Here is a 24,619-nt window from a genome sequence, read left to right on the forward strand (position 1 = left end):
GTACCGATAGTTTGCGGAAGTACGAAACCGCTATCGAAAGGGTGATCCGTTGAGCCGCTCGGTTCTCGTCACCGGAGGAAACCGGGGCATCGGCCTCGCCATCGCCCGCGCTTTCGCCGAATCCGGCGACAAGGTCGCGATCACGTACCGCACCGGCGAGCCGCCCGCGGCCCTCGCCGAGCTCGGCTGCCTGGCCGTCAAGTGCGACATCACCGACGCCGAGCAGGTGGAGCAGGCCTACAAGCAGATCGAGGAGGCCCACGGTCCGGTCGAGGTGCTCGTCGCCAACGCCGGGGTCACCAAGGACCAGCTCCTCATGCGGATGTCCGAGGAGGACTTCACGTCCGTCCTGGACACCAACCTCACCGGCACCTTCCGGGTCGTCAAGCGCGCCAACCGCGGCATGCTGCGCGCCAAGAAGGGCCGGGTCGTCCTGATCTCGTCCGTGGTGGGTCTGATGGGCTCGCCCGGCCAGGCCAACTACGCGGCCTCCAAGGCCGGTCTCGTCGGGTTCGCCCGCTCCCTCGCGCGCGAGCTGGGCTCCCGCAACATCACTTTCAACGTCGTCGCACCCGGTTTCGTCGACACCGACATGACCAAGGTGCTCACCGACGAGCAGCGCACCTCGATCATCTCCGGGGTGCCGCTGGGCCGCTACGCGCAGCCCGAGGAGATCGCCGCCGCGGTCCGCTTCCTCGCCTCGGACGACGCTTCGTACATCACTGGTGCCGTCATCCCGGTTGACGGCGGATTGGGCATGGGTCACTGATCACATGAGCGGAATTCTCGACGGCAAGCGCATCCTGATCACCGGTGTGCTGATGGAGTCCTCCATCGCCTTCCACGCCGCGAAGCTGGCCCAGGAGCAGGGCGCCGAGGTCATCCTGACCGCGTTCCCGCGCCCCACCCTGACCGAGCGCATCGCCAAGAAGCTCCCCAAGCCCGCCAAGGTCATCGAGCTCGACGTGACCAACCAGGAGCACCTGGACCGGCTCGCGGGCCTGGTCAAGGACGAGCTCGGCAGCCTGGACGGCGTCGTGCACTCCATCGGCTTCGCCCCGCAGGACGCCCTCGGCGGCAACTTCCTCAACACCCCGTTCGAGTCGGTCGCCACCGCGATGCACGTCTCGGCGTTCTCGCTGAAGTCGCTGACCATGGCCTGCCGCCCGCTGATGAGCTCCGGCGCAGCGGTGGTCGGTCTGACCTTCGACGCGCAGTTCGCCTGGCCGCAGTACGACTGGATGGGCCCGGCCAAGGCCGCCCTGGAGGCCACCTCCCGCTACCTCGCCCGTGACCTGGGCAAGGAGGGCATCCGCTGCAACCTGGTCTCGGCGGGCCCGATCGGCTCGATGGCCGCGAAGTCCATCCCGGGCTTCTCGGACCTGGCGGACGTGTGGAACACCCGCTCCCCGCTGGAGTGGAACATGGCCGACCCCGATCCGGCCGGCCGCGCCATCGTGGCCCTGCTCTCGGACTGGTTCCCGAAGACGACGGGCGAGATCGTCCACGTCGACGGCGGCGTCCACATGATGGGTGCCTGACCCCGACGGATCACCGACGGCCGTCCTCCCCGCCCCGTGCGGACGGAGGGCGGCCGTCGTGCGTGTCCGGCCACTTCCCCGCAGACTGATCGAAGCGGACATGTCGGGCATCCGGTCCGTCCGGTCCATCTGGTCCATCCGGTCGGGGAGGAGGTGGGGCAGTGCGGCCCCTGCGGACAGCGCAGCGCCGAGCCGTCGCCCTCGTGGCGCTCCTCGCCGCGGTCCCCGTCTCCCTCGCGGTCCCGTCGGTCGTACGGGCCGCCACCGCCCCCGAGGAGCCCGCCCGGCCGGCTCCCCCCGAGCCCTTCGGGGCCGAATGCCGCACCTCGGTCCTGGGCTCGCACGTCATCGCGTACTGCCACAACCCGTATCCGGACACCGACCGGGTTCGGCTGCACACCCAGTGCGTGCGCTGGTGGGACATCGCCGCGGACGCGGCGCCGGTCGCGGTCGCCCCGGCGCAGACCGTGCGGCTCACGGACCGCTGCTGGAAAGAGGTACGGGCCGTGTGGGTCACTCATGAGAAGCCCGGCCCCAAGCAGACCGGCACCCCGACGCCCCGGCCCCGGCCGGCAGCCGTCGTGGCCGAGGAGCCGGAGCTCGCGGAGAACGGGGCGCCGGAGTCTCTGGTGCAGGACTGATGAAACGCGTGACCCGGCGACCTGGAAGGACCTGGGCCAGGCCCTAGGGCCTGGCCGGTGGATCTTGCCTGGGACGCGGGGGCGTGGCACGCCCATCTGCGGCGTTGTCGTCGGTTGCCGACGCTCCGCGTCGCCGCCCTCCTCCGCCTTGCAGCATTGGGGTCTCCCCTGCTCGAACGAGGTTGAGAGCTTGGGGAAGCACCACGCCCCCGCTCACCAGCACCGAAACGGCACCCCGTGCCGAAGGCGGCCAGATCCACCGGACAGGCCCTAGAGCCGTTCGCTCAGGCAGAAGAACGCGTGCCCCGCCGCCTCCGTCGCCGCCGTGTCCGCGTCGCCCGCCCGGATTGCCTCGACCAGACGCGCGTGGTCCATGTGGTTCTCCGGCCGGAGCTCGCGGCCCACGTCGTCGCGGAGCCAGTCGCGCAGGAGATCGCCGAGGTCCGCGTACAGCTCGGTCAGCACGTCGTTGTGCGAGGCCGCCACGATCGCCAGGTGAAGGGTCGCGTCGGCGGCGACGAACGCCTCCGCGTCACCGGACTCCCACGCCTGCTCGCGCCGCGCGAGCGCCGCGTCCAGCTGGGCCAGATCGCGCGGAGTGCGCCGCTCGGCGGCCAGCCGGGCCGCCGAGGACTCCAGGGTGGAGCGCAGTTCGGCCACATGGCGGGGGTCGGCGGTGGCGAACCGCCGGTGCATCACGCCCGCCAGCTCGCTGGTCGCGACGACGTACGTGCCGGAGCCCTGCCGGATGTCGAGCAGGCCGTTGTGCGCGAGCGCGCGGACCGCCTCGCGGACCGTGTTGCGCGCGACTCCCAGCTGTTCGACCAGCTCGGGCTCGGTGGGGATGCGCGATCCCACCGGCCACTCGCCCGAGGTGATCTGGTTGCGCAGCTGCGCGATCACCTGGTCGGCGAGGGGAGAGCGCCGCGGAGAGCTCAGCGTCATGCCGCTCCTTGTGTTCGGTGGCCGTCCAAAGCGATTGGACAACCAATCATCCCATGATTCTATGATGGACCCATGGCCGACGACGAGACCCGCACCCTGAGCCCCACGCCGGGCAGTACGCCCACCGCCTCCATTGAAGCCCCCGCGGGCGCGAACACGGACGGCATCGGCGTGCCCGCGGACGGCACGGGCGCCCGCGCGGACGGCCGGTCGGCGTGGACCACACGGCTCGTGCTCGTCGGCCTCGTGCTCGCCGCGATCAACCTCCGCCCGGCCATCACCAGCCTCGGCGCGCTCTTCGAGGAGGTGCGCGACGGGCTGCACATGAACGGCAGCGTCGCCGGTGTCCTCACCTCCGTGCCGCCGCTCTGCTTCGCCGTCTTCGGCGTCATGGCGCCGCGCCTGGCCCGCCGCTTCGGCCCCGCCGTGGTCGTCTGCGCGGGCATGGTCGCGATAGCCGGAGGTCTGCTCCTTCGCCCGTTCGCGGGCGGCACTCCGGGCTTCCTCGCCGCCAGCGCGCTCGCCCTGATGGGCATCGCCGTCAGCAACGTCCTGATGCCGGTGATCGTCAAGCGGTACTTCCCGGACCGGGTCGGCCCGATGACCGGCCTGTACTCGATGGCCCTCGCGCTCGGCACCGCCCTGGCCGCCGCCGCGACCGTGCCCATGACCGATGCCCTGGGCGGCAGTTGGCGCACCGGCCTGAGCGTGTGGGCGCTGCTCGCCGTCGTCGCCGTACTGCCGTGGCTGCTGCTCGTACGCGACTGGTCGGGGGAGCGGGACGGACGGGTGTCCGCCGCGCGGCGGGCGTCGCAGGCCGAGGAGGAGCCCGCCTTCCGGATCACCCGCAGCCGTACCGCCTGGGCGCTGGCCTGCTTCTTCGGCCTCCAGGCCACCGCCGCGTACATCACGATGGGCTGGATGCCGCAGATCTTCCGGGACGCCGGGGTGTCCGCCGGGACCGCGGGCGTGCTGCTGGCCGTGACGATGGTGATGGGCGTGCCGCTGGCGTTCGTCATCCCGCGCGTCGCCACCCGGATGCGGAACCAGGGCCCGATCGTCGCCGTCCTCGGCGCCTGCGGACTCGCGGGCTACGCGGGCCTCTATTTCGCCCCGGCCGCCGGCGCCTGGGCCTGGGCGCTGCTGCTCGGCATCTCCAACTGCGCCTTCCCGCTGGCCCTCACGATGATCGGCATGCGCTCGCGGACCAGCACGGGCGTGGTCCGCCTCTCCGCCTTCGCGCAGTCCACCGGCTACCTCATCTCGATCCCCGGCCCCACCCTGGTCGGCGCCCTCTACGACCGGACCGGCGGCTGGGGCCTGCCGATCGCGCTGATGGCGGGCCTGATGGTGCCGCAGATCTTGGTCGGAACGCTGGCGGGCCGGGACCGGACGGTGGAGGACGAAGCGGGGATGCGAGACTGAGCGCATGCCTGTGCTCGAACCGAACCCCCAGAACGGTCAGAAGAAGCTCCTCGTCGTGCTCGGCGCGATGCTGGCGATCACGGCGGTCATCGCCGTCATCGCCACCCTCGCCTCACCCTGACCCCCGCCCGACCCCCGGTTGCCCCACCCCTCCCGAGCAGCCTCCGCACGACCTTCGCCACCCCTCCTGACCTGGGGTGACGCGGCCGATGGTGGTGCTGGCCCCCCTGACCCCTAGGGGGGAAAGCCCCGGGGTAAGTGGGTGGGTCACCGGATGGGCGCGGGACGCCGTGATCCGTAGGTTCGAGGTACGTCAGCGACTCGACGTACGTCACCTTTTCGGATTTACGGAGGCGGCCATGCCGGCCATGAACACCCGGTCCACCCACCCGGCCACCGGCGACGCCGACTTCCGGCTCCCCTGGTGGGCGGTGGCGCTCCCGACGGTCGCGTTCGTCGTCCTGCTGGTGCTCATCACGGGCTCGCACGAAGCCGACGCCGCTTCCGGTGACCCCGCTCTCAGCCACCTCGTGGACCGCATCCAGCACGCCCTGTCCCGCTGAACGCCCTTGTCAACCCGGGCGGGAGAGCTCATCGACAGCCTGCGCCCGATGGCGTGATTCATGCGAAGCTGGGGGACATGAGCGTCGACACACCCCGCAGGATCGTCCTCCTCCGGCACGCCAAAGCCGACTGGCCCCAGGTGTCCGACCACGACCGGCCGCTCGCCGATCGCGGCCGTACGGACGCCACGGTGGCCGGGCGCCGGCTCGCGGACACCAAGATCACCTTCGATCTGACTCTCTGTTCGACCGCGGTCAGGACCCGCGAGACCTGGAAGCTGGCCGTGCACGAACTGCCGCACCGCCCCAGGACCGTGTACGAGGAGCGGCTGTACGAGGCGTCGCTGGGCGAGCTGATCGCCCTCCTCAACGAGACGCCGGACGAGGTGAACGACCTGCTTCTGGTGGGCCACAACCCCGGGATGCACGCGCTCGCGGACGCGCTGGCCGGCCGCGCCGAGGGCGATGTGCTGACGCGGATGAACCGCAGTGGCTTCCCGACCGCCGCCTTCGCGGTCGTCGAGTACACCGGCTCGTGGAAGTCGGTCGAGCACGGCGTCGGCACCCTGACGGACTTCTGGGCGCCGCACGACTGAGGACGCGCCCGTCGTATATATCGCGGTGCGGTACGACAGAAGGCCCCGGCGCGCACGCTGCCGGGGCCTTGTGCGTCCGCGCGTCAGTGGGGCTCGTCAACGAGCCCGTCGGCGGTCTCGACCTCCTCGCGGGTGATCCCGAGAAGGTAGAGGACGGCGTCCAGGAACGGTACGTTCACGGCCGTGTGGGCGGCCCGGCGGACCACCGGCTTGGCGTTGAAGGCGACCCCGAGACCGGCCGCGTTGAGCATGTCGAGATCGTTGGCGCCGTCGCCGATCGCCACGGTCTGGTCGAGCGGTACGCCCGCCTCGGCCGCGAACTCGCGCAGCAGCCGGGCCTTCCCGGCCCGGTCGACGACCGCGCCGGTGACGCGTCCGGTGAGCTTGCCGTCGACGATCTCCAGGGTGTTGGCGGAGGCGAAGTCGAGGCCGAGCCGTTCCCGCAGATCATCGGTGACCTGGGTGAACCCGCCCGAGACGACGCCCACTTGATAGCCGAGCCGCTTGAGCGTACGGATCAGGGTGCGCGCCCCCGGAGTGAGCCGCACCTCGGCGCGGACCTTGTCCACTACGGAGGCGTCGAGCCCGGCGAGCAGCGCCACGCGCGCGTGCAGCGACTGCTCGAAGTCGAGCTCGCCGCGCATCGCCTGGGCGGTGACCTCGGCGACCTCGTCCTCGCAGCCGGCGTGCGCGGCGAAGAGCTCGATGACCTCGTCCTGGATGAGCGTGGAGTCCACGTCCATCACGACGAGCCGCTGGGCGCGGCGGTGCAGCCCGGCCGAGACGACGGCGACATCGACGCCGAGCGCCGCGGCCTCGACGGCGAGCGCGGTGCGCAGCGGTGCGGTCTCGGTGCCGGAGACGGCGAACTCGACCGCCGTCACGGGGTACTTGGCGAGCCGGAAGATACGGTCGATGTTGCCGCCGGTGGCGGTGATCCGGGCCGCTATGGCCGCCGTGGACTCGGCGGTGAGCGGGTGCCCGAGCACGGTGACATGCGAACGCCCGCTGCCGCGCGGCCGGTTGTCGCCGATGCCGGAGATGATCTCGGCCTGGAGCTTCAGCGACTCCGCCCAGCTGTGCACGGTGGCCCGCAGCTCGCCCGCCGTGCTCACGGTCGGCTCGGTGACGAGCGCGCACAGGGTGATACGGCCACGGGTGACGACCTGCTCGATGTCGACGACGTCCACGGCGTAGGCGGCGAGGGTGTCGAAGAGCCCGGCGGTGATCCCGGGCCGGTCCTTGCCGAAGATCTTGACGAGGAGGGTGGGGACGTCGGCTCCGGCGGTCGCACCGAGCGGCTCGTCAGGGGTGTGACCAGCGGGGCGAGGGGGCTGTGATGCGCTCATGGTGATCCCACCGTATAGGCCCGGCCCGCGCCCCCGACGGCCTGTCCCGCCCACCGGACAGCGTGTCACCGCCCGTCGACGAATCGACAGCGGAGCGCCACCTCATCGTCACTTCCAGGTGATCCCACGGTCGCCGAGCGGGGTGCTCGCCGTATTTCCGGCGGCGCCGAGGAGCCTCACCCCGGTCCCGGCCGACCCCCGGTCCGATCTCGGCCGGGCCTCACCCCGAACCCCATGGCCTGCCCGCCGAAGGTGGTGGCGGCCTGTCCTGCGGCGGCTCCGGCGGGCGCTGCCGGGGCCGGGCGCGCTGCGGCGGGGGAGTCAGCGGCCCCGCCACCGTCGGCGCCCCGTGCACCCCCTGCTCGGGCGCGCGCAGATACGGGTTGGTCTCGTCGTGCGAGGGCCGGTACACCGGCGACGGGGTGTAGGGCCCGGGCCGCCGGTACACCTCGTCGGCGCCCGGTCCCGGAGCGGCCGGGGCCGGGTCCCGTTCGGCGAGCCCGGCCACGCGTCGCCCCGCCGCCCCCACCGCGTACGCGAGCAGCGCCCCGGCTCCGCCCGCGGCCGCGCCCCACGCCGCGCCCAGCACCAGGGCGAGCCCCGCGTTCCCGTGGAGCGCGATCCCCGCGCCGAACGCGTCGAAGCCGAGCACCGAGAGCGAGGCGTCGGCGGAGACACCCGTCAGCCACACCATCAGCGGCAGGGCGAGCGCGGTCACCGCACCCAGCGCCAGCGCGCACCGCCCGGCGAACGCCCCCGCCGAGACTCCGCGCACCGGCGTGCGCGATGCCGCGAGCACCCCCGCGTACAGCATCATCACGCCCAGCGCGACGGCCAACAGATAGACGCGGCTGTCCAGTTCGGCCAGTCGCCCCAGGCTCACCCGCTGGTCGGTTCGGACCCCGAGCAGCTTGTTCAGCGGGTCGGGCAGCACCTTCACCAAGGCGCCGCTCGCGTGCCCGCTCCACGGGACGAGCAGGCCGAGCGGGATCGCCAGCCACACGCCGTTCGGCGCGCCGAGCAGCGCGGCGCCCGCGATCCGCTTCGGGTGGTCGTCGCCGACGAGGGCGTACGCGGCCGCCGCGAGGCCCGCGAGCACCGCCACCAGGACCACCGCGACCAGCGCGGAGGCGGCCGGTCGCACGGTGCGGTGCGCCCACTCCCAGCCGGGCGGCAGCGGGGTGCGCCGGGAGGCGAGCAGCGCGATCAGCACCACGCCGAGCACCCAGAGCACCGCTCCCGCCAGCGAGTGCGCCGTGTTCACGGTGAACCCGACCCGCGCCTTGGCGTCGGCGAGTTTGCCGAGCCGGTCCGGCAGCAGCCCGCCGAGGTCCCCGAGGTCGCCGAGCCCGGGGATGGACACCCCGCCGGTCCCCGGCACCTTCGCCTTGTCGAGCCCCAGCGCTCCGCCGTCGATGGTGACGAGGTCGTGCCCGGCCCAGCCGAGCCCGGCGACCACGCCGACGAACAGCACCGTCACCCCGCCGACCCGCGCGGCGAGTTCCGCCCCGGGCAGCGTGGTGCCCGCCGCCCGCAGCGAGCGCAGGAAGAAGAACGCGAGCAGCAGCGCGCCCGCGAGCGAGACACCCAGTGGCGTGATGTCGATGGCCGTCCTCGCCTCGGCGCCGGTCAGCCCGAACGCCGAGACGTCCCCGGACGGGGTGACCGAACCGCCCGCGCCGAGCACCACCACGGCGGCGGTCATCGGCCCCAGCGCCCCCGCCGCGTCCGCGCCCAGCAGATGCAGCCCGAGGGCCGCGACGCCCGCCATCGCGACCAGCGCCCAGCTGACCGAGGCGACCGACGCGAGCAGCACATCGCCCCAGGGCAGCCGCCCGGACGCCTCTCGCGCCTCCTTCGCACCGGGGGTGGCGGGCGCTCCGGAAACCTTCTTCGCGCCCCTGTCGCCCATGCTCATCAGGACCCCCGGGATTTGCTCCGACTTGCCCCATTCGCGCATGATCCGTACGCAGTCATGGGTGGTTACTACTGTCCGGGGGCGTTTCACCCAAGTCAACGGCGCGTTCGTGCACGGCTGTTGCGGGACTGATACAGGTCTGTGCACGTAATTCACAAGGGCCGGGTTTCGGATACGAGCCTGGGCCTGAAATAGTTCCCCCCGATGTTCGCCATCCCTAGACTCCCTGTATCGGGGGATTGCTCGGGGGACAACAAGTGGGGCATGGAGTGCCGGAACTCGTACTGGAATTGAATGGCAGGACCTGGACGCTCGACGCGTCCCGGTCGTACACCCTCGGACGTGATCCGCAGGGCGACCTGGTCGTCGACGACGCCAGGGTCTCGTGGCGGCATGCCACGATCAGCTGGGGCGGCCGGAGTTGGGTCATCGAGGACCACGGCAGCACCAACGGCACCTATGTGCAGGGCCAGCGGATCCATCAGATGGAGATCGGGCCCGGCTCCTCGGTGCACCTGGGCAACGCGACGGACGGCCCGCGGCTGAATCTCACCGGTGCCGCCGCTGCCGCCGCAGCCGCGCCCGCCGGTGCCGGCGCGTACGCGCAGCCCGCGGCCGCCGCCCAGCAGGCGCCGCAGCAGGCCCCGCCGCAGCAGCAGCCCCAGCACGGCGGTCCCGGCTGGGCGCCTCAGCAGCCTCAGCAGGCGGCCCCGCAGCAGCAGGCGTGGCAGCAGCAGGCCCCGCCCGCGCAGCAGCAGCCGCACTTCCCGCAGCAGCAGGGCCCCGGCCAGGGCGCGGGCGCGCCGCCGGTCTACGGCGACCGCAGCCCCACCACGTTCCACCAGATGGCGCTCGGCCGGGTGATGCGCATCGGCCGTGCGCTGGAGAACGAGCTGGTCGTCTCCGACCTCCAGGTCTCGCGCCACCACGCCGAGTTCCACGCCACCCCCGACGGCCGGATGGAGATCCGCGACCTCGGGTCCCACAACGGCACGTACGTCAACGGTATGCCGGTCGCCAAGGGCGGCACCGCGGTGCTCGGCCCCAACGACATCGTCGGCGTCGGCCACTCGACGTTCCGTATCGTCGGCGACCGTCTTGAGGAGTTCGTCGACACCGGTGACGTCTCCTTCTCCGCCCGCCACCTCACGGTGACGGTCGACGGCGGCAAGGACATCCTCAAGGACGTCTCCTTCGGCGTCCCGGAGAAGTCGCTGATCGCGGTCATCGGCCCCTCGGGCTCCGGCAAGTCCACCCTGCTCAAGGCGCTCACCGGCTACCGGCCCGCCAACCAGGGCGACGTCCTCTACGACAACCGGAACCTGTACAAGCAGTTCGCCGAGCTGCGCCAGCGCATCGGTCTGGTCCCGCAGGACGACATCCTGCACAAGGAGCTGACCGTCAAGAAGGCGCTGAAGTACGCGGCCAAGCTGCGCTTCCCCGCCGACACCAGCGAGGCCGAGCGCCAGCAGCGGATCGACGAGGTCCTCGGCGAGCTCAAGCTGGACATCCACAAGGAGAAGAAGGTCACCTCCCTCTCCGGTGGCCAGCGCAAGCGCGTCTCGGTCGCCCTGGAGCTGCTGACCAAGCCGTCGCTGATCTTCCTGGACGAGCCGACCTCGGGCCTCGACCCGGGCATGGACCGCGATGTCATGCAGCTGCTGCGCGGGCTCGCCGACGACGGCCGCACGGTCCTCGTCGTCACCCACTCGGTGGCGGAGCTCGCGATCTGCGACAAGCTCCTGGTGATGGCGCCGGGCGGCTCGGTGGCGTACTTCGGTCCGCCGGAGGAGGCGCTCAACTTCTTCGGCTACGGCACCTGGGCCGATGTCTTCTCCGCCTTCGAGAACTACCGCGACTACGACTGGGCGGGCCGCTGGAAGGGCTCGCAGCACTACCAGATGTACGCCGCGGACATCGACGCCGTCGCCGCCCAGTCGGTGCAGATGCCGGCGCCGAACCAGATCCGCCCGCCCAAGCCGCAGGGCTGGGGCTCCCAGCTGTGGACCCTGATGCGGCGGTACACGTCGGTCATCGCCTCCGACAAGGGCTTCCTGGGCCTGATGGTCATCCTGCCCGCCGTCCTCGGCGCGGTCAGCGTGGTCATCCCGGCGAAGTTCGGCCTCGGCGCGCCGACCCCGCCCAGCCGGTTCAACAGCGACGCCGGCACGATCATGCTGATCCTCGCGGTCGGCATGTGCTTCTCCGGCGCGGCCAACTCCGTACGAGAACTGATCAAGGAACGGGTCATCTACGAACGGGAGCGGGCCACCGGCCTGTCCCGCTCGGCGTACCTGATGTCCAAGGTCATCGTGCTCGGCGTGATCACCGCCGTCCAGGGCGTCATCATCTGCGGCATCGGCTTCTCCACCCGGGACCTCCCCAAGGAGGGCCTGATCATGCCGCCGGCCGTCGAGATCTGCCTGGTGGTCATCGCGCTCGGCTTCACCTCGATGATGTTCGGCCTGGTCATCTCCTCGCTGGTGAAGACCGCCGAGAAGACCATGCCGCTGCTCGTCATGTTCGCGATCGTGCAGGTCGTCTTCACCGGCATCCTCTTCAAGGTCTTCGGCTCGATCGGCCTGGAGCAGTTCGCCTGGCTGATGCCGTCGCGCTGGGCCATCGCGGGCGCGGGCTCGACCCTGGACCTCGCGCATCTGATGCCGCCGTGGGACCAGAACCACCCCACCGACCTGGACCCGCTGTGGAAGCACTCGGCGAGCCAGTGGGGGATCAACATCACCGTGCTGATCTTCCTCGGTGTCGTCTGCGGCTTCGCGGTCGCGCGCCTGCTGCGCCGCCATGAGCCGGAGGTCATGCGGAAGTAGTCACCGCACAAAGACGGCGAGAGGGCGGCACCCCGCACGGGGTGCCGCCCTCTCGCCGTCTGCCGTCAGCGTCCGAAGAGGCGCGCGATCAGTAGGCGCCGTTGACGTTGTCGATCGAGCCGTACGTCTTCGCCGCGTAGTTCGCCGCGGCGGTGATGTTGGCGACCGGGTCGTAGATGTTGCTGGACGTGCCGGGCACGTGGAAGGCGTTGAACGTCGGCTGGATGACCTGGAGCAGGCCGATCGACGGGGTGCCGTTGACGGCGTTGACGTCCCAGCCGTTGACGGCGTTCGGGTTGCCGGTCGACTCCCGCATGATGTTGCGGTACAGACCGTTGTACGAACCCGGGATGCCCTTGTCCTTCATGATGTCGAGGGACTGACGGATCCAGCCGTCCAGGTTGTTCGTGTAGACCGGCTTGCGGGCGGCGGCGCGGCTCGCGGCGGCGTCCGCCTCGCGCTTCTTCGCCTCGGCCTCGGCCTTGGCCTTCGCGTCGGCCTCGGCCTGCGCCTTGGCCAGCTTGACGGCGGTGACCTGCTGCTTGGTGATGCTCTGCGCGACGTTCTTCGCGTTGGCACCGGCGGCGGTCACGGAGAAGGAGGCCGGCTCGGCGGCCACTGCGGTGCCCGACTCGCCGCTGCCCGGCAGGACCGAGAAGGCGAGGGCGGCGGCACCGAGGGCGGCGACGCCGGCAAGCGAGATCTTGTGCGTCTTGTTCAGACGACTGTGACCAGGGTTGCTGGACTCGGGCATGGCTGTTGAACCTCTTCCGAATGACGGGGACGGCACACGAAAGCGCCGCGGCGTGGAGCCGCAGCGCTGTGCGACGGGAGCCATTCTTAGCGGCCGCAAAATCCCGTGGCAAAGGTGTGACGTACGAAGCCGGATAGTGGATCAGGGGCGGGGAAAACCTGCTCCCCGCCCCCGCTGGCCCGGCTCACAGCGTCTTTATGCGTCCACTACGCTGCTTCGTAAGTGATGTGCGTCCTATGCCCGGGCTCACATCGGTCCCGTATCAGTTTCACCATCAGTTGCAAGAGCAATTCGGTGAGTGACGGTTGTCGTCCGGAAGTATGAGGTGGACGTCGCCGAACTCGTGCCAGAGGTAGAGCCCGGCCAGCGCCTCGGTGTACGCGGCGCCTATCGCGGCCCGCCCGGCGATCGCCTCCAGCATCAGCAGATGCGAGGCCTCCGGCTCGTGCAGCCCGGTCAGCAGCCCGTCCACCACGCGTACCCCGCGTCCGGGGGTGACAACCAGATCCGTCCACCCCGAGGCGGCCCGCACCACCCCGTCCGCCCCGGCCGCCGACTCAAGCGCCCGCACGGCGGTGGTGCCCACCGCGACGATCCGCCCACCCGTCACCCGCCACCGCCCTTGCAAGGAAGCGCTTCGCGCGCCCCTCCTTCTCGCCGCCCGAGCCGCGTTCACCAGCCAGGCCGTGGCCGCCGGCACCTCGAAGCGCTCGGGGTAGGGCGGCTCGTGCGCCTCCGCCGAGGCCACCCCCGTATGCAGGGTGATCGGCGCGAACTGCACACCCCGGCGCACCAGCTCCGCGACGATCTCCACCGTGAAGGGCCGCGCGGCGCTCGGCATCTCCGCCGAGCCCGCCCCGTCCGGCGTCGCCAGCGCGAAGACCGTCTGGTAGGCGGAGAGCGGCTGGTCGCGCGCGGTGTAGGAGTAGCGGATGGGCCGCCCGTACCGCCGCAGCAGCCCCGGCACGTCCGAGGCGTCCGTACGCACCCACCACAGCCGGTCCCCGGCCGCGCTCAGCGCCTCCTCCAGGACGAGCCGGTGCCCGCCCGGCAGCGCCACGGACGTCCACGCGCGCGTACCCGTGCGCCGGCGGGTGCTGCCCGAGGGCTCCGGGGTGCGCAGCTCGACCGCCCAGCGCCCGTCCGGGCCCAGCGTCGAGAAGTGCACCACCACCGGCTCGCCGTCCGCCGTGCCGTCCACCGCCGACGGCATGGTCGCCGACGTGTTGACCACCAGCACGTCCCCGGCCCGCAGCTGCCCGGCCAGCTCCCGGAACGCGTGATGGCTCACCTCGGTGCCCCGCGAGACCAGCAGCCGTACGTCGTCCCGCCCCGCGCCGCGCACCTCGGCCGGCACCGAGGCCAGCAGCTCCTCGGGCACCCGGATGGCGATGTCGGCCGTCATCATTCCCCCGCCACCAGAGCGGGGGCCGCGTACCGCCCGCTGGCCGGCCGCTCGTCCAGGAGCCGCAGGAAGCCGGGCACCGCCGACGCGGGCTCGGGCCGCCCCTCCTCGTCCCCGGGCACGGCGGCCCGGTACAGATCGGTCGCCATGTCGCCCGGATCCACCGCCCACACCCGCAGCCCCGGCTCCTCCACCGCCAGCACCGCCGCCAGCTGGTCGAGGGCCGCCTTCGACGCCCCGTAACCACCCCACATCTCGTACGCCTCGGCGGCCGCGTCCGAACTGACCGCGATCACCGTCCCCGCGGGCGAGACCCGCAGCAGCCCCAGGGACTCCTGCACCAGCCCGAGCGCCGCCACCACATTGGTCTCAAGAGCCGCCCGGAACCCGTCCAGCGGCTGCCTGTCCAGCGGTACGAGCGGCTCGGCGCCCAGCGCGCTCGCGTTGTGCACCAGCAGGTCGAGCCCGCCGAGCTCCTCGGCCGCCGCCACCAGGGCGCGGCGGTGGGCGGCGTCGGTCACGTCCCCGGCGAGCGGTACGACCTTGCCCCCGTGCCCGTCGAGCCCGTCGGCGCTCTCCTTCAATACGGACGCGGTCCTCGCGTCCAGTACGAGATCCCAGCCCCGCGCGGCCAGCGCCCGCGCCAGCGCCAGGCCGAGCCCCTTCGAAGCCCCGGTGATGATCGCTACCGGCATGATGTCCGTCCCCTCGGCGAGTGCCCGTCGTTCCGTGCCGTTGTCCGTGCCGTTGTCCATGCCCGCCGGCTGTTCTCGTCGTCCGTCTGCGTCGACCGTTCCCGTCGGCGGACCGGGCTCCTCCGGCCGACAGCCCCAGCGTCACTCCCCGCCCGTCCCGTCCACCTCAGCCGACCGCCCCAGCCGATCAAGGCACTTCGACCTAGTCCCCGGGTCCCGGTCCAGCGCCGTCCACAGGCGGATACGCGCCGTCACACCCCACGGGTACGGTGATCCCATGAGTCACCGACCGAGCTCCGGCCTCGCCGCCGTGAGCACCGCGCTCCTCGCGATGAGCAGGCATCTTGAGGTCCGCGACGTCCTCAAGACGATCGTCGCGTCGGCCCGCGAGCTGCTCGACGCGGAGTACGCGGCGCTCGGCGTCCCCGACGACCACGGCGGCTTCGCCCAGTTCGTGGTCGACGGCGTCAGCGACGAGCAGTGGAAGGCGATCGGGCCACTGCCGCGCCAGCACGGCATCCTCGCGGCGATGCTGCACGAGGAGAAGCCCGAGCGGCTCGCCGATGTGCGCAAGGACCCCCGCTTCGGCGGCTGGCCGGCCGCGCACCCCGACATGTCCGACTTCCTGGGCGTGCCGATCCGCGACGGCGAGGAGACGCTGGGCACCCTCTTCCTCGCCAACAAGCGCTGCCCCAAGCCCGACGGCGGCTGCGGCTTCACCGAGGACGACGCCGAACTGCTCGGCATCCTCGCCCAGCACGCGGCGATCGCCCTCACCAACGCCCGCCTCTACGAACGCAGCCGCGAGCTCACCATCACCGAGGAGCGCACCCGCCTGGCGCACGAGCTGCACGACGCGGTCAGCCAGAAGCTGTTCTCGCTGCGGCTCACCGCCCAGGCGGCCGCCGCCCTCGTCGATCGCGACCCGGCCCGGGCCAAGGGCGAGCTCCAGCAGGTGGCCGTGCTCGCCGCCGAGGCCGCCGACGAGCTGCGCGCCGCCGTCGTCGAGCTGCGCCCGGCCGCCCTGGAGGAGGACGGCCTGGTCAACACCCTGCGCACCCAGATCCAGGTGCTCGACCGCGCCCACAGCGCACAGGTCACCTTCGAGAACTGCGGGGTGCGGGCACTGCCGCCCGCCCAGGAGGAGGCGCTGCTGCGCGTCGCCCAGGAGGCCCTGCACAACGCCCTGCGCCACTCGCAGGCACAGCACGTCTCCGTAGTACTCGTACGACGCGGCCAGGGCGCGGCCCTACGGGTCGTCGACGACGGCAAGGGATTCGAGCCCCGCGCGGTCCGCCGGGCCGGCCGCCACCTCGGCCTGGTGTCGATGCGGCACCGGGCGAGCGGCGTGGGGGGCCGGCTCATCGTGAAATCGGCACCCGGTGAGGGCGCCACGATCGAGATGGAGGTGCCAGGTGGCTGACAGCATCAAAGTGCTCCTGGTCGACGACCACCAGGTGGTCCGCCGCGGACTGCGCACGTTCCTTGAGGTCCAGGACGACATCGAGGTCGTCGGCGAGGCCGCCGACGGCGCCGAGGGGGTCGCCCGCGCCGAGGAGCTGAAGCCCGACGTCGTCCTGATGGACGTGAAGATGCCCGGCATGGACGGCATCGAGGCGCTGCGCAAGCTGCGCACGCTCGCCAACCCGGCGAAGGTCCTGATCGTCACCAGCTTCACCGAGCAGCGCACGGTGGTGCCCGCGCTGCGGGCGGGCGCGGCGGGCTATGTGTACAAGGACGTGGACCCGGAGGCGCTGGCCGGGGCGATCCGCTCGGTGCACGCGGGCCATGTGCTGCTGCAGCCCGAGGTCGCGGGGGCGCTGCTCTCCCAGGACGACGCGGGCGCCGGCCAGGGCCGGGGCACCTCGCTCACCGAGCGCGAGCGCGAAGTGCTCGGATTGATCGCGGACGGCCGCTCCAACCGCGAGATCGCCCGGGCGCTGGTCCTCTCCGAGAAGACCGTCAAGACGCACGTCTCCAACATCCTGATGAAGCTCGACCTCGCGGACCGCACCCAGGCGGCGCTGTGGGCGGTGCGGCACGGGGTCGCGGGGTAGGTGCGGGGCCGACGATCCGTAAATACGGATCGTCATGCTCCGGTGAGAGATTCATACTGTCGGGTGGATGTCACCCGTCCGGCGCATCCCCTTCGTACGACAGGCGTTCTTCATGGCGTGCTGCGGCGCTCGCCGCAGCGAGACCAGGAGGAACCTGAAGTGAAGAACCTGAAGAAGGCCGCCGCCGTCGCCATGATCGCCGGAGGAATCGTCGCCGCCGGCGCCGGTGCCGCGTCCGCCCACGACGGAGCGAACGCGAACGGCGAGGCCAAGAACTCCCCTGGCATCGTCTCCGGCAACCTGATCCAGGCCCCGGTCGACGTCCCGGTCAACGTCTGCGGCAACACGATCAACGTGGTCGGCCTGCTGAACCCGGCGTTCGGGAACGAGTGCGAGAACAGCTGACTGCGCGCAGCGGTTCAGGGGGTAGCGGGTCAGGGGGCGAAGCTCCCGCTCGGGGGCCCGGGGGCGGTGCCCCCGGAAGCCCCGGCCCGCTACCCCCGCTCCCTCTCCTCCACCACCGCGTTGTACGCCGCGACCCGCGCCCGCCGGGCGACCCGCTCCACCGGTCGTAGCACCGCACTGCGCGCCGCCAGCTCCGACGCGCTCACCGCGCCCGCCACCGAGCGCCCCTCCGCCGCCTGCGCCACGGAGACGAGCAGCCCCACCCGCCGGGCCAGCTCCAACACCCGTACCGCACGCGGCGGGTAGCCGGGCGCCAGGACCTCGTCGTCCGCGCCCTCCGCGCGCGCCCGGTACGCGTCGATCGCCGCCTCCGCCGCCGGACCCGCCCCGGCGATGTCGAGCCGGGTCAGCGCCGCCGTCGCGTCCCGCAGCGCCTCCGCGAGCTCCCGCTCCGCCTCCCCGAGCGAGGGCACATCGGCGGGCGGCGCCTCACGTACCGCCAGGCAGTGCCACACCACCTCGGTGTGCACATCACCGGCCGGACCCGCCTCGCGGACCTCCGGCACCAGACCGTGCGGCGCCCCGAAGCCGACCACCGCCTCCCCGGCCTCCAGCGCCCGCGCGTTGAACTCCGGCGGCCCGCTGAGCCCCAGCGGATGCCCCGGCGCGGGCAGCGCGACCCGGAAGCCGCAGACGCCGAGCGCGCGCAGCCGCCCGAGCGCCAGCGTGAGCCCCACCGGCGCCGCCTCCCCGGGCAGCCCCGCCACCCGGTGCACCGTGTCGTCCCCGACGATCGCCAGCGCGGCGTCGTCCGGCGATACTTTCCCGGCCAACAGGGCGTTTCCCCATGCGGCCAGCCGACCTGAACGTGGTTCCGAGAACATGGGTCCAGCCTAGGGACTGGCCCTCACCGCAGGTCCACTCCGTCAGTGGCGTAGGTTTTGTCTGGGAGATTTCCCGGGGCCCTGCCCACAGGCACAGCCCGGACCTCAAGACGATTGCATGGGGAGACAACGCGCTCATGAGCGATGTACTGGAGCTGGTGGACGTATCCGTGGTCCGCGACGGACGCGCTCTGGTGGACGACGTCTCCTGGTCGGTCAAGGAGGGCGAGCGCTGGGTGATCCTCGGCCCCAACGGCGCCGGCAAGACCACCCTCCTCAACATCGCCTCCAGCTACCTCTTCCCGACCACCGGCACGGCGACGATCCTCGGCGACCGGCTCGGCAAGGTGGACGTGTTCGAGCTGCGCCCGCGCATCGGCATGGCCGGTGTCGCCATGGCCGACAAGCTGCCCAAGCGCCAGACCGTGCTCCAGACGGTGCTCACCGCCGCGTACGGCATGACCGCCACCTGGCAGGAGCAGTACGACGCCGTCGACGAGGAGCGTGCCCGCGCCTTCCTCGACCGGCTCGGCATGACCGACTACCTGGACCGGAAGTTCGGCACCCTCTCCGAGGGCGAGCGCAAGCGCACCCTGATCGCCCGCGCGATGATGACCGACCCCGAGCTCCTGCTCCTCGACGAGCCCGCCGCCGGTCTCGACCTCGGCGGCCGCGAGGACCTGGTCCGCCGCCTCGGCAGGCTCGCCCGCGACCCGTTCGCGCCCTCGATGGTCATGGTCACGCACCACGTCGAGGAGATCGCCCCCGGCTTCACCCACGTCCTGATGATCCGCCAGGGCAAAGTGCTCGCCGCCGGCCCCATGGAGACCGAGCTGACCTCCCGTAACCTCTCGCTCTGCTTCGGGCTCCCGCTCGTCGTCGAGCACCGCGGCGACCGCTACTCCGCGACCGGGCTCCCGCTGGCCTGACGCCCGGCCGTTCAAAGGTGCACTGTCCGTGACGGGGTGCCCGGACCTACCATGACCTCGTGAACGCATGGGTTTGGTGGCTGATCGCAGCAGCGGGTCTGGGCATCCCCCTCGTACTGACCGCGATGCCGGAGTTCGGCATGATGGCCGTCGGCGCGGTCGCGGGTGCCGTCGGCGCGGGCCTGGGCCTGGGCACCGTGGCCCAAGTGCTCGTCTTCCTGGTGGTGTCGGTCGCGCTCATCGCCGTCGTACGGCCCATCGCGGCCCGGCACAGCAGCGAGCGGCCCCAACTCGCCACCGGAATAGACGCGCTGAAAGGCCGTCAGGCGGTCGTCCTGGAAAGAGTCGACGGCAGCGGCGGCCGGATCAAGCTCGCGGGCGAGGTCTGGTCCGCCCGTACGCTCGACGACGGCCAGTCCTTCGAACCCGGCCAGCAGGTCGATGTGGTCGAGATCGACGGAGCGACTGCCATCGTGATGTGAACCATGCCAGGATCATCCGGGCCGGGAGCGTCAGCGCTTCCGGGCACTTCCTAGAGGCAAGAGAGGCACGGGGAACGCGATGCAACCGATCATCATCGTCCTGATCATTCTGGTGGTGCTGGTCTTCATCGCCCTGATCAAGACCATCCAGGTGATCCCGCAGGCCAGCGCGGCCATCGTGGAGCGCTTCGGCCGCTATACGAGGACGCTGAACGCCGGACTGAACATCGTCGTCCCGTTCATCGACTCGATCCGCAACCGCATCGACCTGCGCGAGCAGGTCGTGCCGTTCCCGCCCCAGCCGGTGATCACCCAGGACAACCTGGTCGTCAACATCGACACCGTCATCTACTACCAGGTGACCGACGCCCGGGCCGCCACCTACGAAGTCGCCAGCTACATCCAGGCCATCGAGCAGCTCACCGTCACCACGCTGCGCAACATCATCGGCGGCATGGACCTGGAGCGGACCCTGACCTCCCGCGAGGAGATCAACGCGGCCCTGCGCGGCGTCCTCGACGAGGCCACCGGCAAGTGGGGCATCCGCGTCAACCGCGTCGAGCTCAAGGCGATCGAGCCGCCGACCTCCATCCAGGACTCGATGGAGAAGCAGATGCGCGCCGACCGTGACAAGCGCGCGGCCATCCTCCAGGCCGAGGGTGTCCGGCAGTCCGAGATCCTGCGCGCCGAGGGCGAGAAGCAGTCCGCGATCCTGCGCGCCGAAGGTGAGGCCAAGGCGGCCGCGCTGCGCGCCGAGGGCGAGGCCCAGGCGATCCGTACGGTCTTCGAGTCCATCCACGCGGGCGACCCCGACCAGAAGCTCCTCTCCTACCAGTACCTCCAGATGCTCCCGAAGATCGCCGAGGGCGACGCCAACAAGCTCTGGATCGTGCCCAGCGAGATCGGCGACGCGCTCAAGGGCCTGTCCGGCGCGTTCGGCAACCTCGGCAGCGGGATGCCCGGCTTCAACACCGGAGCCGAGCGCCGCGAGGAACCCCCCGTCGACTGACGCGAGTTGGCGCGACGGCGGACGCGAAGTCCACGGTGCGACCCGGACGACTGTCTCCTTCACACAAGCGTGCATGATCAGTACGGCCCCTCGACCTCCATGGCGGGGAGGCGTCTCACTGATTGTGTAAGGAGATGGCCTTGTCCATCTGGGAAGCACTCGCGGTCTTCGCGGCCGGCGTCGGCGCCGGCACCATCAACACGATCGTCGGCTCCGGCACCCTGATCACCTTTCCCGTGCTGCTGGCCACCGGTCTCTCGCCGCTCACGGCGAACGTGTCCAACACCCTCGGCCTGGTCCCCGGCTCCATCAGCGGGGCCATCGGCTACCGCAAGGAACTGAGCGGCCAGCGCCACCGGGTCCTGCGCCTGGGCGCCGCCGCCCTCATCGGTGGACTGACCGGCGCGATTCTGCTGCTCGCCCTGCCGTCGAAGGCGTTCGACGCGGTCGTCCCCGCACTGGTCGGCCTGGCGCTGCTGCTCGTCCTGTTCCAGCCCCGCATCGCCGCAGCGCTGAGGCGCCGCCGCGAGGTCACCGGCACCGAGACCAACCCCGACGGCGGGGTCCTGCTCCTCGTCGGGCTCTTCCTCGCCAGCATCTACGGCGGTTACTTCGGCGCCGCCCAGGGCGTCCTCTATCTCTCCCTGATGGGCCTGCTGCTCCACGAGAGCCTGCAGCGCGTCAACGCCGTCAAGAACATCCTCGCCGCCGTGGTCAACGGCGTCGCGGCCCTCTTCTTCCTCTTCGTCGCCGACTTCGACTGGACATCCGTCCTGCTCATCGCCGTCGGCTCCACCATCGGCGGCCAACTAGGCGCAAAGCTGGGCCGCCGCCTGAAGCCCACGGTGCTGCGCGGCGTGATCATCGCGGTGGGGGTGGTGGCGATCGTGCAGCTGGTGCTGCGCTGAAAAGGATGGGGCCCGCCGCGAAAAGCGGCGGGCCCCATCCGTTTGCGGGGCGCAGCCCTGTGGTTGCGGGGCGCAGCCCCTTGTCCTTGTCCTTAAGGGGCGCGGGGCTGTGTCATTGTGCGGCTCCGCCGCGTGGGCGCGCCCAGCCACGCACGGCCCGCAGTCGAAGAACCGCACAAGAATCACGCCGCCCCGCGAGCCAACCACTCCGGCAGAGCGGACCGATCCCCGGCCGCCATGCCGAGCAGCATCGCATCAGCGGGCGACGGCACGAACGGCGCCCGCAACAGCGGCATCCCCGCCTCCTCCGGCGTCCGGTCGGCCTTGCGGTGATTGTCCTCCGCACACGACGCCACCGTGTTCAACCAGCTGTCCCGCCCACCCTGCGCCCGCGGCACCACATGGTCCACGGTCGTCGCGCGCCGCCCGCAGTACGCGCACCGGTGCTGGTCCCGGACCAGCACCCCCCTTCTCGACCACGGAGCCTGTCTTCGGAACGGCACCCGTACATAGCGGCAGAGCCTGATCACCCGCGGCACCGGTATCTCGACGGCGGCCGCACGCATCCTCAGCTCGGGATGCTCCTGCTCGACGACGGCCTTGTCCTGGAGGATCAGCACCACGGCACGGTTCAGCGTCACCGTCGACAGCGGCTCGAAGCTCGCGTTCAGTACCAGTGTGTCCCGCATAATGCCCACCTCCGCGTAGTGCCGGCCCACCCCCTGGCGGGCTTGGATCAACTCTGGCCGGGCTCGCCACAACGGACAACGCATTAAAAATGCCCTGCTCTGATCTCTCCAAGACCAGAGCAGGGCAAACAATGAAGGAACGATCAGCTACCTGGAGTCAGCTGTTCGAGGGACCGGTGTACGTGCCGATCAGCTGGGCGCGTCCCACTGCGTGGAAACGCAGATGGAATCCGACGACGGCGGGGGAGGCGTCCGTGTCCGGCCCCAGTTTCTCCGAATCCACCGCGTAAACGGTGAAGACATAGCGGTGCGACTCCCCGGCGGGTGGAGCCGCCCCGCCGAAGTCCTTCGACCCGTAGTCGTTACGGACCTGGACCGCCCCGGCGGGCAGCCCCTCGAACTTCCCGCTGCCCGCGCCCGCCGGCAGCTCGGTCACCGACGCCGGGATGTCGAACAGCACCCAGTGCCAGAACCCGCTGCCCGTCGGCGCGTCCGGGTCGAAGCACGTCACCGCGAAGCTCTTCGTCCCGGCCGGGAACCCCTCCCACCGAAGGTGGGGCGAGGTGTTCCCCGCCGCGTAGACCTGGGCGTCCTTCAGTGCCGCGCCCTCTTGGACGTCGTCGCTCACCACGGTGAACGACGGCACCTCGGGGTGGAAGTCATGGGGAAGCGGCGGCCTCTTGAGCTCGCTCACGCGGGAACCTCCTGATCGGTGTCCAGTGATGGGGCCGAGCCTAGAACCAGTTGCGCCTGCCGCCGACCTCCGCCAGCCACTGGTGCAGATACGCGGCCCAATCCGTCCCCTGGAAGTCGTACAGACCGACCTGGAACGAGCGGTACGAGTCGCTGCCCTCGCTGAACAGGCCCGGCTTCTTGTCCATCTCCAGGACCACGTCCATGGCGCGGTCGTCCGCGACGAACGTCAGCTCCACCTGGTTGAGCCCGCGGTACTCGGACGGCGCGTAGAACTCGATCTCCTGGTAGAACGGCAGCCGCTGCCGCGTCCCACGGATGTGCCCGCGCTCCATGTCCGCGCTCTTGAAGCGGAAGCCCAGCTTGATGAAGGCGTCGAGGATCGCCTGCTGCGCCGGCAGCGGATGCACGTTGACCGGGTCCAGGTCACCCGCGTCGATCGCCCGGGCGATCTCCAGCTCTGTCGTCACACCGATGTGCATTCCGCGAAGCGGCTGCCCGTCGACGGTCGTGACCGGCGTCTCCCAGGGGATCTCCAGACCGAACGGCACCACGTGCACCGCGCCCGCCTTCACCTCGAAGGCCCCGCCGAGCCGCACCTTGGTGAACTCGATGTCCTGCTTGGTCTCGTGGTCACCGCCCTCGACCTCGACCCGCGCCTGCAGTCCGACGGACAGCCCCTCGATCTGCTGGTCCACGGACCCGCCCTGGATGCGCACCTCGCCCTGGACGACACCGCCCGGCACCACATTGGCCTCGGTCAGCTCGGTCTCCACCGAAGCGCCCCCGGCCCCCAGGCTCGCAAGCAGACGCTTGAACCCCATACTCTTCCCTCCATAGATCCTGCCCCTGGTGAACGCACGACCACGGGCTCCGGTTCCGCGCCGCCAACCGCTACGCTCGTACGCCATGATCGCGGGCCCGGAACGTACGCCACTGACACGCGCCTTCTTCGACCGCCCTGTCCTGGAGGTCGCCCCCGACCTGCTCGGCCGCACCCTGGTGCGAAGCACCCCCGACGGCCCGGTCGAGCTGCGCCTGACGGAGGTGGAGGCGTACGACGGAGCCAATGACCCCGGCTCCCACGCCTTCCGGGGCCGGACCGCTCGTAACGGCGTGATGTTCGGGCCGCCCGGACACGCGTACGTCTACTTCACCTACGGGATGTGGCACTGCCTCAACCTGGTGTGCGGACCCGAGGGCCGAGCGAGCGGGGTGCTGCTGCGGGCGGGCGAGATCCAGGTGGGCGCGGAGCTGGCCCGCAAACGTCGAATCTCGGCCCGAAATGACAAGGAACTGGCCAAAGGCCCGGCCCGCCTGGCCACGGCCCTGGACATCGACCGGGCCCTGGACGGTACGGACGTCTGCTCCGGCCCCGAAGCCCCGCTGTCCGTACTCATGGGGACGCCCCCCGGCCCCGACCTGGTGCGCAGTGGTCCGCGCACCGGAGTGGGCGGCGAGGGGGCCCCACATCCCTGGCGTTTCTGGATCTCTGACGACCCGACAGTCAGCCCCTACCGCCCGCACCAGCCACGCCGCCGCGCAACTTGACTCGGCCCCGCCGGACGCCTAACGTAGCCCGAGCCGCTTGAGACGGGCCCTGCTGTTCAGCAACCCGAAGCGGCCACCCACTACCTACGACTGACCCGAACGGGTCCCTGTTTCGGCATGCCGAAATTCGGATTCAGCGGCTCGATTATGAGCGGCAGGGGAAATCAGCTAAAGTAGTGACCACGCCGAAAGGGAAAGCGCGAAAGCGAAAACCCCGGAAAGCAAATCCCGCCGACACGGGAATCGGACACGAAAGAGTCTGATAGAGTCGGAAACGAAGGAAGCGCCCGGAGGGCCCGGAAACGGGAACAAAGGAAGCGTCCGTACCTTGAGAACTCAACAGCGTGCCAAA

The 24,619-nt window shown here is 71.1% G+C and carries 25 protein-coding genes and 1 pseudogene; 16 read left to right on the forward strand and 10 right to left on the reverse strand.

From position 1 onward, the window contains the following. The first annotated feature begins 49 nt into the window (after positions 1–49). The 3 genes and pseudogenes from fabG to ACGFRG_RS34245 form a co-directional block, all read left to right on the forward strand. Positions 50–769, forward strand: coding sequence for a 3-oxoacyl-[acyl-carrier-protein] reductase (gene fabG, locus ACGFRG_RS34235; RefSeq protein WP_361431630.1), 720 nt, complete (start codon positions 50–52; stop codon positions 767–769). Between the two features lie 4 nt (positions 770–773). Beyond that, positions 774–1,541, forward strand: a complete 768-nt coding sequence (gene fabI / locus ACGFRG_RS34240) for an enoyl-ACP reductase FabI (protein WP_393270355.1) — start codon at positions 774–776, stop codon at positions 1,539–1,541. 170 nt (positions 1,542–1,711) lie between these two features. Next, positions 1,712–2,068, forward strand: a pseudogene (locus tag ACGFRG_RS34245) (hypothetical protein); the annotation flags it as partial. 384 nt (positions 2,069–2,452) lie between these two features. Here ACGFRG_RS34245 and ACGFRG_RS34250 read toward each other — a convergent pair. Then, positions 2,453–3,127: a FadR/GntR family transcriptional regulator gene (locus tag ACGFRG_RS34250; RefSeq protein ID WP_361431625.1), complete on the reverse strand. Its 675-nt coding sequence runs from the start codon at positions 3,125–3,127 to the stop codon at positions 2,453–2,455. Positions 3,128–3,199: 72 nt separating this feature from the next. On the opposite strand from ACGFRG_RS34250, the gene ACGFRG_RS34255 reads away from it, so the two are divergent. The 4 genes from ACGFRG_RS34255 to ACGFRG_RS34270 all read left to right on the forward strand — a co-directional run bounded on the left by ACGFRG_RS34255 (position 3,200) and on the right by ACGFRG_RS34270 (position 5,711). Continuing rightward, a complete protein-coding gene (locus tag ACGFRG_RS34255) occupies positions 3,200–4,552 on the forward strand; it encodes a CynX/NimT family MFS transporter (RefSeq protein WP_393270358.1) in 1,353 nt (450 codons plus the stop codon). A 4-nt stretch (positions 4,553–4,556) separates the two neighbouring features. Then, positions 4,557–4,673: an SGM_5486 family transporter-associated protein gene (locus tag ACGFRG_RS34260; protein WP_361431621.1), complete on the forward strand. Its 117-nt coding sequence runs from the start codon at positions 4,557–4,559 to the stop codon at positions 4,671–4,673. Between the two features lie 238 nt (positions 4,674–4,911). Beyond that, the gene (locus ACGFRG_RS34265; RefSeq protein WP_361431619.1) at positions 4,912–5,115 is read left to right on the forward strand and encodes a hypothetical protein; all 204 of its coding nucleotides are present in this window, start codon (positions 4,912–4,914) and stop codon (positions 5,113–5,115) included. A 77-nt stretch (positions 5,116–5,192) separates the two neighbouring features. Continuing rightward, positions 5,193–5,711, forward strand: coding sequence for a histidine phosphatase family protein (locus tag ACGFRG_RS34270; protein WP_361431617.1), 519 nt, complete (start codon positions 5,193–5,195; stop codon positions 5,709–5,711). A gap of 83 nt (positions 5,712–5,794) precedes the next feature. On the opposite strand, the gene serB is transcribed toward ACGFRG_RS34270, so the two are convergent. Together serB and ACGFRG_RS34280 are read right to left on the reverse strand one after the other, a co-directional pair. After that, positions 5,795–7,060, reverse strand: coding sequence for a phosphoserine phosphatase SerB (gene serB, locus ACGFRG_RS34275; RefSeq protein WP_361431615.1), 1,266 nt, complete (start codon positions 7,058–7,060; stop codon positions 5,795–5,797). Between the two features lie 220 nt (positions 7,061–7,280). Next, positions 7,281–8,972 (reverse strand): streptophobe family protein, encoded by a 1,692-nt coding sequence (locus tag ACGFRG_RS34280; RefSeq protein WP_393270386.1) that lies wholly within the window; start codon positions 8,970–8,972, stop codon positions 7,281–7,283. Between the two features lie 263 nt (positions 8,973–9,235). Between ACGFRG_RS34280 and ACGFRG_RS34285 the strand changes: the two genes are divergently transcribed. Then, positions 9,236–11,806 carry an FHA domain-containing protein gene (locus tag ACGFRG_RS34285; RefSeq protein ID WP_393270363.1) on the forward strand — a complete coding sequence of 857 codons (2,571 nt, stop codon included), beginning with the start codon at positions 9,236–9,238 and terminating at the stop codon, positions 11,804–11,806. Positions 11,807–11,894: 88 nt separating this feature from the next. On the opposite strand, the gene ACGFRG_RS34290 is transcribed toward ACGFRG_RS34285, so the two are convergent. The 3 genes from ACGFRG_RS34290 to ACGFRG_RS34300 all read right to left on the reverse strand — a co-directional run bounded on the left by ACGFRG_RS34290 (position 11,895) and on the right by ACGFRG_RS34300 (position 14,660). Continuing rightward, positions 11,895–12,560 carry a transglycosylase SLT domain-containing protein gene (locus ACGFRG_RS34290; protein WP_361431608.1) on the reverse strand — a complete coding sequence of 222 codons (666 nt, stop codon included), beginning with the start codon at positions 12,558–12,560 and terminating at the stop codon, positions 11,895–11,897. Between the two features lie 274 nt (positions 12,561–12,834). Beyond that, positions 12,835–13,968, reverse strand: a complete 1,134-nt coding sequence (locus ACGFRG_RS34295) for an S-adenosylmethionine:tRNA ribosyltransferase-isomerase (protein ID WP_393270366.1) — start codon at positions 13,966–13,968, stop codon at positions 12,835–12,837. Further along, the gene (locus tag ACGFRG_RS34300) at positions 13,965–14,660 is read right to left on the reverse strand and encodes an SDR family NAD(P)-dependent oxidoreductase (protein WP_393270389.1); all 696 of its coding nucleotides are present in this window, start codon (positions 14,658–14,660) and stop codon (positions 13,965–13,967) included. The genes ACGFRG_RS34295 and ACGFRG_RS34300 overlap by 4 nt, the downstream gene beginning before the upstream one ends. Positions 14,661–14,937: 277 nt before the next feature. Here ACGFRG_RS34300 and ACGFRG_RS34305 point away from each other — a divergent pair, with 277 nt between their 5' ends. The 3 genes from ACGFRG_RS34305 (at position 14,938) to ACGFRG_RS34315 (ending at position 17,122) form a co-directional block, all read left to right on the forward strand. Then, complete coding sequence (locus ACGFRG_RS34305) at positions 14,938–16,083, forward strand: GAF domain-containing sensor histidine kinase (RefSeq protein ID WP_361431602.1); 1,146 nt, start codon at positions 14,938–14,940, stop codon at positions 16,081–16,083. Beyond that, positions 16,076–16,717 carry a response regulator transcription factor gene (locus ACGFRG_RS34310; RefSeq protein WP_361431599.1) on the forward strand — a complete coding sequence of 214 codons (642 nt, stop codon included), beginning with the start codon at positions 16,076–16,078 and terminating at the stop codon, positions 16,715–16,717. Before ACGFRG_RS34305 ends, ACGFRG_RS34310 begins: the two co-directional genes overlap by 8 nt. A 159-nt stretch (positions 16,718–16,876) precedes the next feature. Beyond that, positions 16,877–17,122: a chaplin gene (locus tag ACGFRG_RS34315; protein WP_361431597.1), complete on the forward strand. Its 246-nt coding sequence runs from the start codon at positions 16,877–16,879 to the stop codon at positions 17,120–17,122. Between the two features lie 89 nt (positions 17,123–17,211). Here the strand turns inward: ACGFRG_RS34315 and ACGFRG_RS34320 are convergent, their stop codons facing one another. Continuing rightward, entirely contained in the window at positions 17,212–18,006 is a 795-nt protein-coding gene (locus ACGFRG_RS34320) for a hypothetical protein (RefSeq protein ID WP_361431595.1), read from the reverse strand. A 137-nt stretch (positions 18,007–18,143) separates the two neighbouring features. Here ACGFRG_RS34320 and ACGFRG_RS34325 point away from each other — a divergent pair, with 137 nt between their 5' ends. The 4 genes from ACGFRG_RS34325 to ACGFRG_RS34340 all read left to right on the forward strand — a co-directional run bounded on the left by ACGFRG_RS34325 (position 18,144) and on the right by ACGFRG_RS34340 (position 21,334). Continuing rightward, a complete protein-coding gene (locus tag ACGFRG_RS34325; RefSeq protein WP_361431592.1) occupies positions 18,144–18,935 on the forward strand; it encodes an ABC transporter ATP-binding protein in 792 nt (263 codons plus the stop codon). 59 nt (positions 18,936–18,994) lie between these two features. Next, a complete protein-coding gene (locus ACGFRG_RS34330; protein WP_188274571.1) occupies positions 18,995–19,417 on the forward strand; it encodes an NfeD family protein in 423 nt (140 codons plus the stop codon). Between the two features lie 79 nt (positions 19,418–19,496). Then, on the forward strand, positions 19,497–20,426 hold the full coding sequence (locus ACGFRG_RS34335; protein WP_188274572.1) for an SPFH domain-containing protein: 930 nt from the start codon (positions 19,497–19,499) through the stop codon (positions 20,424–20,426). Positions 20,427–20,560: 134 nt separating this feature from the next. After that, positions 20,561–21,334 carry a sulfite exporter TauE/SafE family protein gene (locus ACGFRG_RS34340; protein ID WP_361431588.1) on the forward strand — a complete coding sequence of 258 codons (774 nt, stop codon included), beginning with the start codon at positions 20,561–20,563 and terminating at the stop codon, positions 21,332–21,334. Between the two features lie 182 nt (positions 21,335–21,516). On the opposite strand, the gene ACGFRG_RS34345 is transcribed toward ACGFRG_RS34340, so the two are convergent. The 3 genes from ACGFRG_RS34345 to ACGFRG_RS34355 all read right to left on the reverse strand — a co-directional run bounded on the left by ACGFRG_RS34345 (position 21,517) and on the right by ACGFRG_RS34355 (position 23,540). After that, positions 21,517–22,023, reverse strand: coding sequence for an HNH endonuclease (locus tag ACGFRG_RS34345; protein ID WP_361431586.1), 507 nt, complete (start codon positions 22,021–22,023; stop codon positions 21,517–21,519). Between the two features lie 157 nt (positions 22,024–22,180). Then, positions 22,181–22,717: a YbhB/YbcL family Raf kinase inhibitor-like protein gene (locus ACGFRG_RS34350; protein ID WP_393270374.1), complete on the reverse strand. Its 537-nt coding sequence runs from the start codon at positions 22,715–22,717 to the stop codon at positions 22,181–22,183. Positions 22,718–22,757: 40 nt separating this feature from the next. Beyond that, positions 22,758–23,540, reverse strand: coding sequence for a sporulation protein (locus ACGFRG_RS34355; RefSeq protein ID WP_361431580.1), 783 nt, complete (start codon positions 23,538–23,540; stop codon positions 22,758–22,760). An 85-nt stretch (positions 23,541–23,625) separates the two neighbouring features. On the opposite strand from ACGFRG_RS34355, the gene ACGFRG_RS34360 reads away from it, so the two are divergent. Beyond that, positions 23,626–24,267, forward strand: coding sequence for a DNA-3-methyladenine glycosylase (locus tag ACGFRG_RS34360; protein WP_361431578.1), 642 nt, complete (start codon positions 23,626–23,628; stop codon positions 24,265–24,267). The last annotated feature ends 352 nt before the right edge of the window (positions 24,268–24,619 follow it).

Source organism: Streptomyces sp. NPDC048696 (assembly GCF_043198895.1).
GTDB lineage: Bacteria > Actinomycetota > Actinomycetes > Streptomycetales > Streptomycetaceae > Streptomyces.

Excerpts from the sequence above, each read along its gene's own strand:
- fabI (WP_393270355.1), top strand. The coding sequence starts at position 774 with ATGAGCGGAATTCTCGACGGCAAGCGCATCCTGATCACCGGTGTGCTG.
- ACGFRG_RS34250 (WP_361431625.1), bottom strand. The coding sequence starts at position 3,127 with ATGACGCTGAGCTCTCCGCGGCGCTCTCCCCTCGCCGACCAGGTGATC.
- ACGFRG_RS34255 (WP_393270358.1), top strand. The coding sequence starts at position 3,200 with ATGGCCGACGACGAGACCCGCACCCTGAGCCCCACGCCGGGCAGTACG.
- ACGFRG_RS34260 (WP_361431621.1), top strand. The coding sequence starts at position 4,557 with ATGCCTGTGCTCGAACCGAACCCCCAGAACGGTCAGAAGAAGCTCCTC.
- ACGFRG_RS34265 (WP_361431619.1), top strand. The coding sequence starts at position 4,912 with ATGCCGGCCATGAACACCCGGTCCACCCACCCGGCCACCGGCGACGCC.
- ACGFRG_RS34270 (WP_361431617.1), top strand. The coding sequence starts at position 5,193 with ATGAGCGTCGACACACCCCGCAGGATCGTCCTCCTCCGGCACGCCAAA.
- serB (WP_361431615.1), bottom strand. The coding sequence starts at position 7,060 with ATGAGCGCATCACAGCCCCCTCGCCCCGCTGGTCACACCCCTGACGAG.
- ACGFRG_RS34280 (WP_393270386.1), bottom strand. The coding sequence starts at position 8,972 with ATGGGCGACAGGGGCGCGAAGAAGGTTTCCGGAGCGCCCGCCACCCCC.
- ACGFRG_RS34290 (WP_361431608.1), bottom strand. The coding sequence starts at position 12,560 with ATGCCCGAGTCCAGCAACCCTGGTCACAGTCGTCTGAACAAGACGCAC.
- ACGFRG_RS34295 (WP_393270366.1), bottom strand. The coding sequence starts at position 13,968 with ATGATGACGGCCGACATCGCCATCCGGGTGCCCGAGGAGCTGCTGGCC.
- ACGFRG_RS34300 (WP_393270389.1), bottom strand. The coding sequence starts at position 14,660 with ATGCCGGTAGCGATCATCACCGGGGCTTCGAAGGGGCTCGGCCTGGCG.
- ACGFRG_RS34305 (WP_361431602.1), top strand. The coding sequence starts at position 14,938 with ATGAGTCACCGACCGAGCTCCGGCCTCGCCGCCGTGAGCACCGCGCTC.
- ACGFRG_RS34320 (WP_361431595.1), bottom strand. The coding sequence starts at position 18,006 with ATGTTCTCGGAACCACGTTCAGGTCGGCTGGCCGCATGGGGAAACGCC.
- ACGFRG_RS34325 (WP_361431592.1), top strand. The coding sequence starts at position 18,144 with ATGAGCGATGTACTGGAGCTGGTGGACGTATCCGTGGTCCGCGACGGA.
- ACGFRG_RS34335 (WP_188274572.1), top strand. The coding sequence starts at position 19,497 with ATGCAACCGATCATCATCGTCCTGATCATTCTGGTGGTGCTGGTCTTC.
- ACGFRG_RS34340 (WP_361431588.1), top strand. The coding sequence starts at position 20,561 with ATGGCCTTGTCCATCTGGGAAGCACTCGCGGTCTTCGCGGCCGGCGTC.
- ACGFRG_RS34345 (WP_361431586.1), bottom strand. The coding sequence starts at position 22,023 with ATGCGGGACACACTGGTACTGAACGCGAGCTTCGAGCCGCTGTCGACG.
- ACGFRG_RS34355 (WP_361431580.1), bottom strand. The coding sequence starts at position 23,540 with ATGGGGTTCAAGCGTCTGCTTGCGAGCCTGGGGGCCGGGGGCGCTTCG.
- ACGFRG_RS34360 (WP_361431578.1), top strand. The coding sequence starts at position 23,626 with ATGATCGCGGGCCCGGAACGTACGCCACTGACACGCGCCTTCTTCGAC.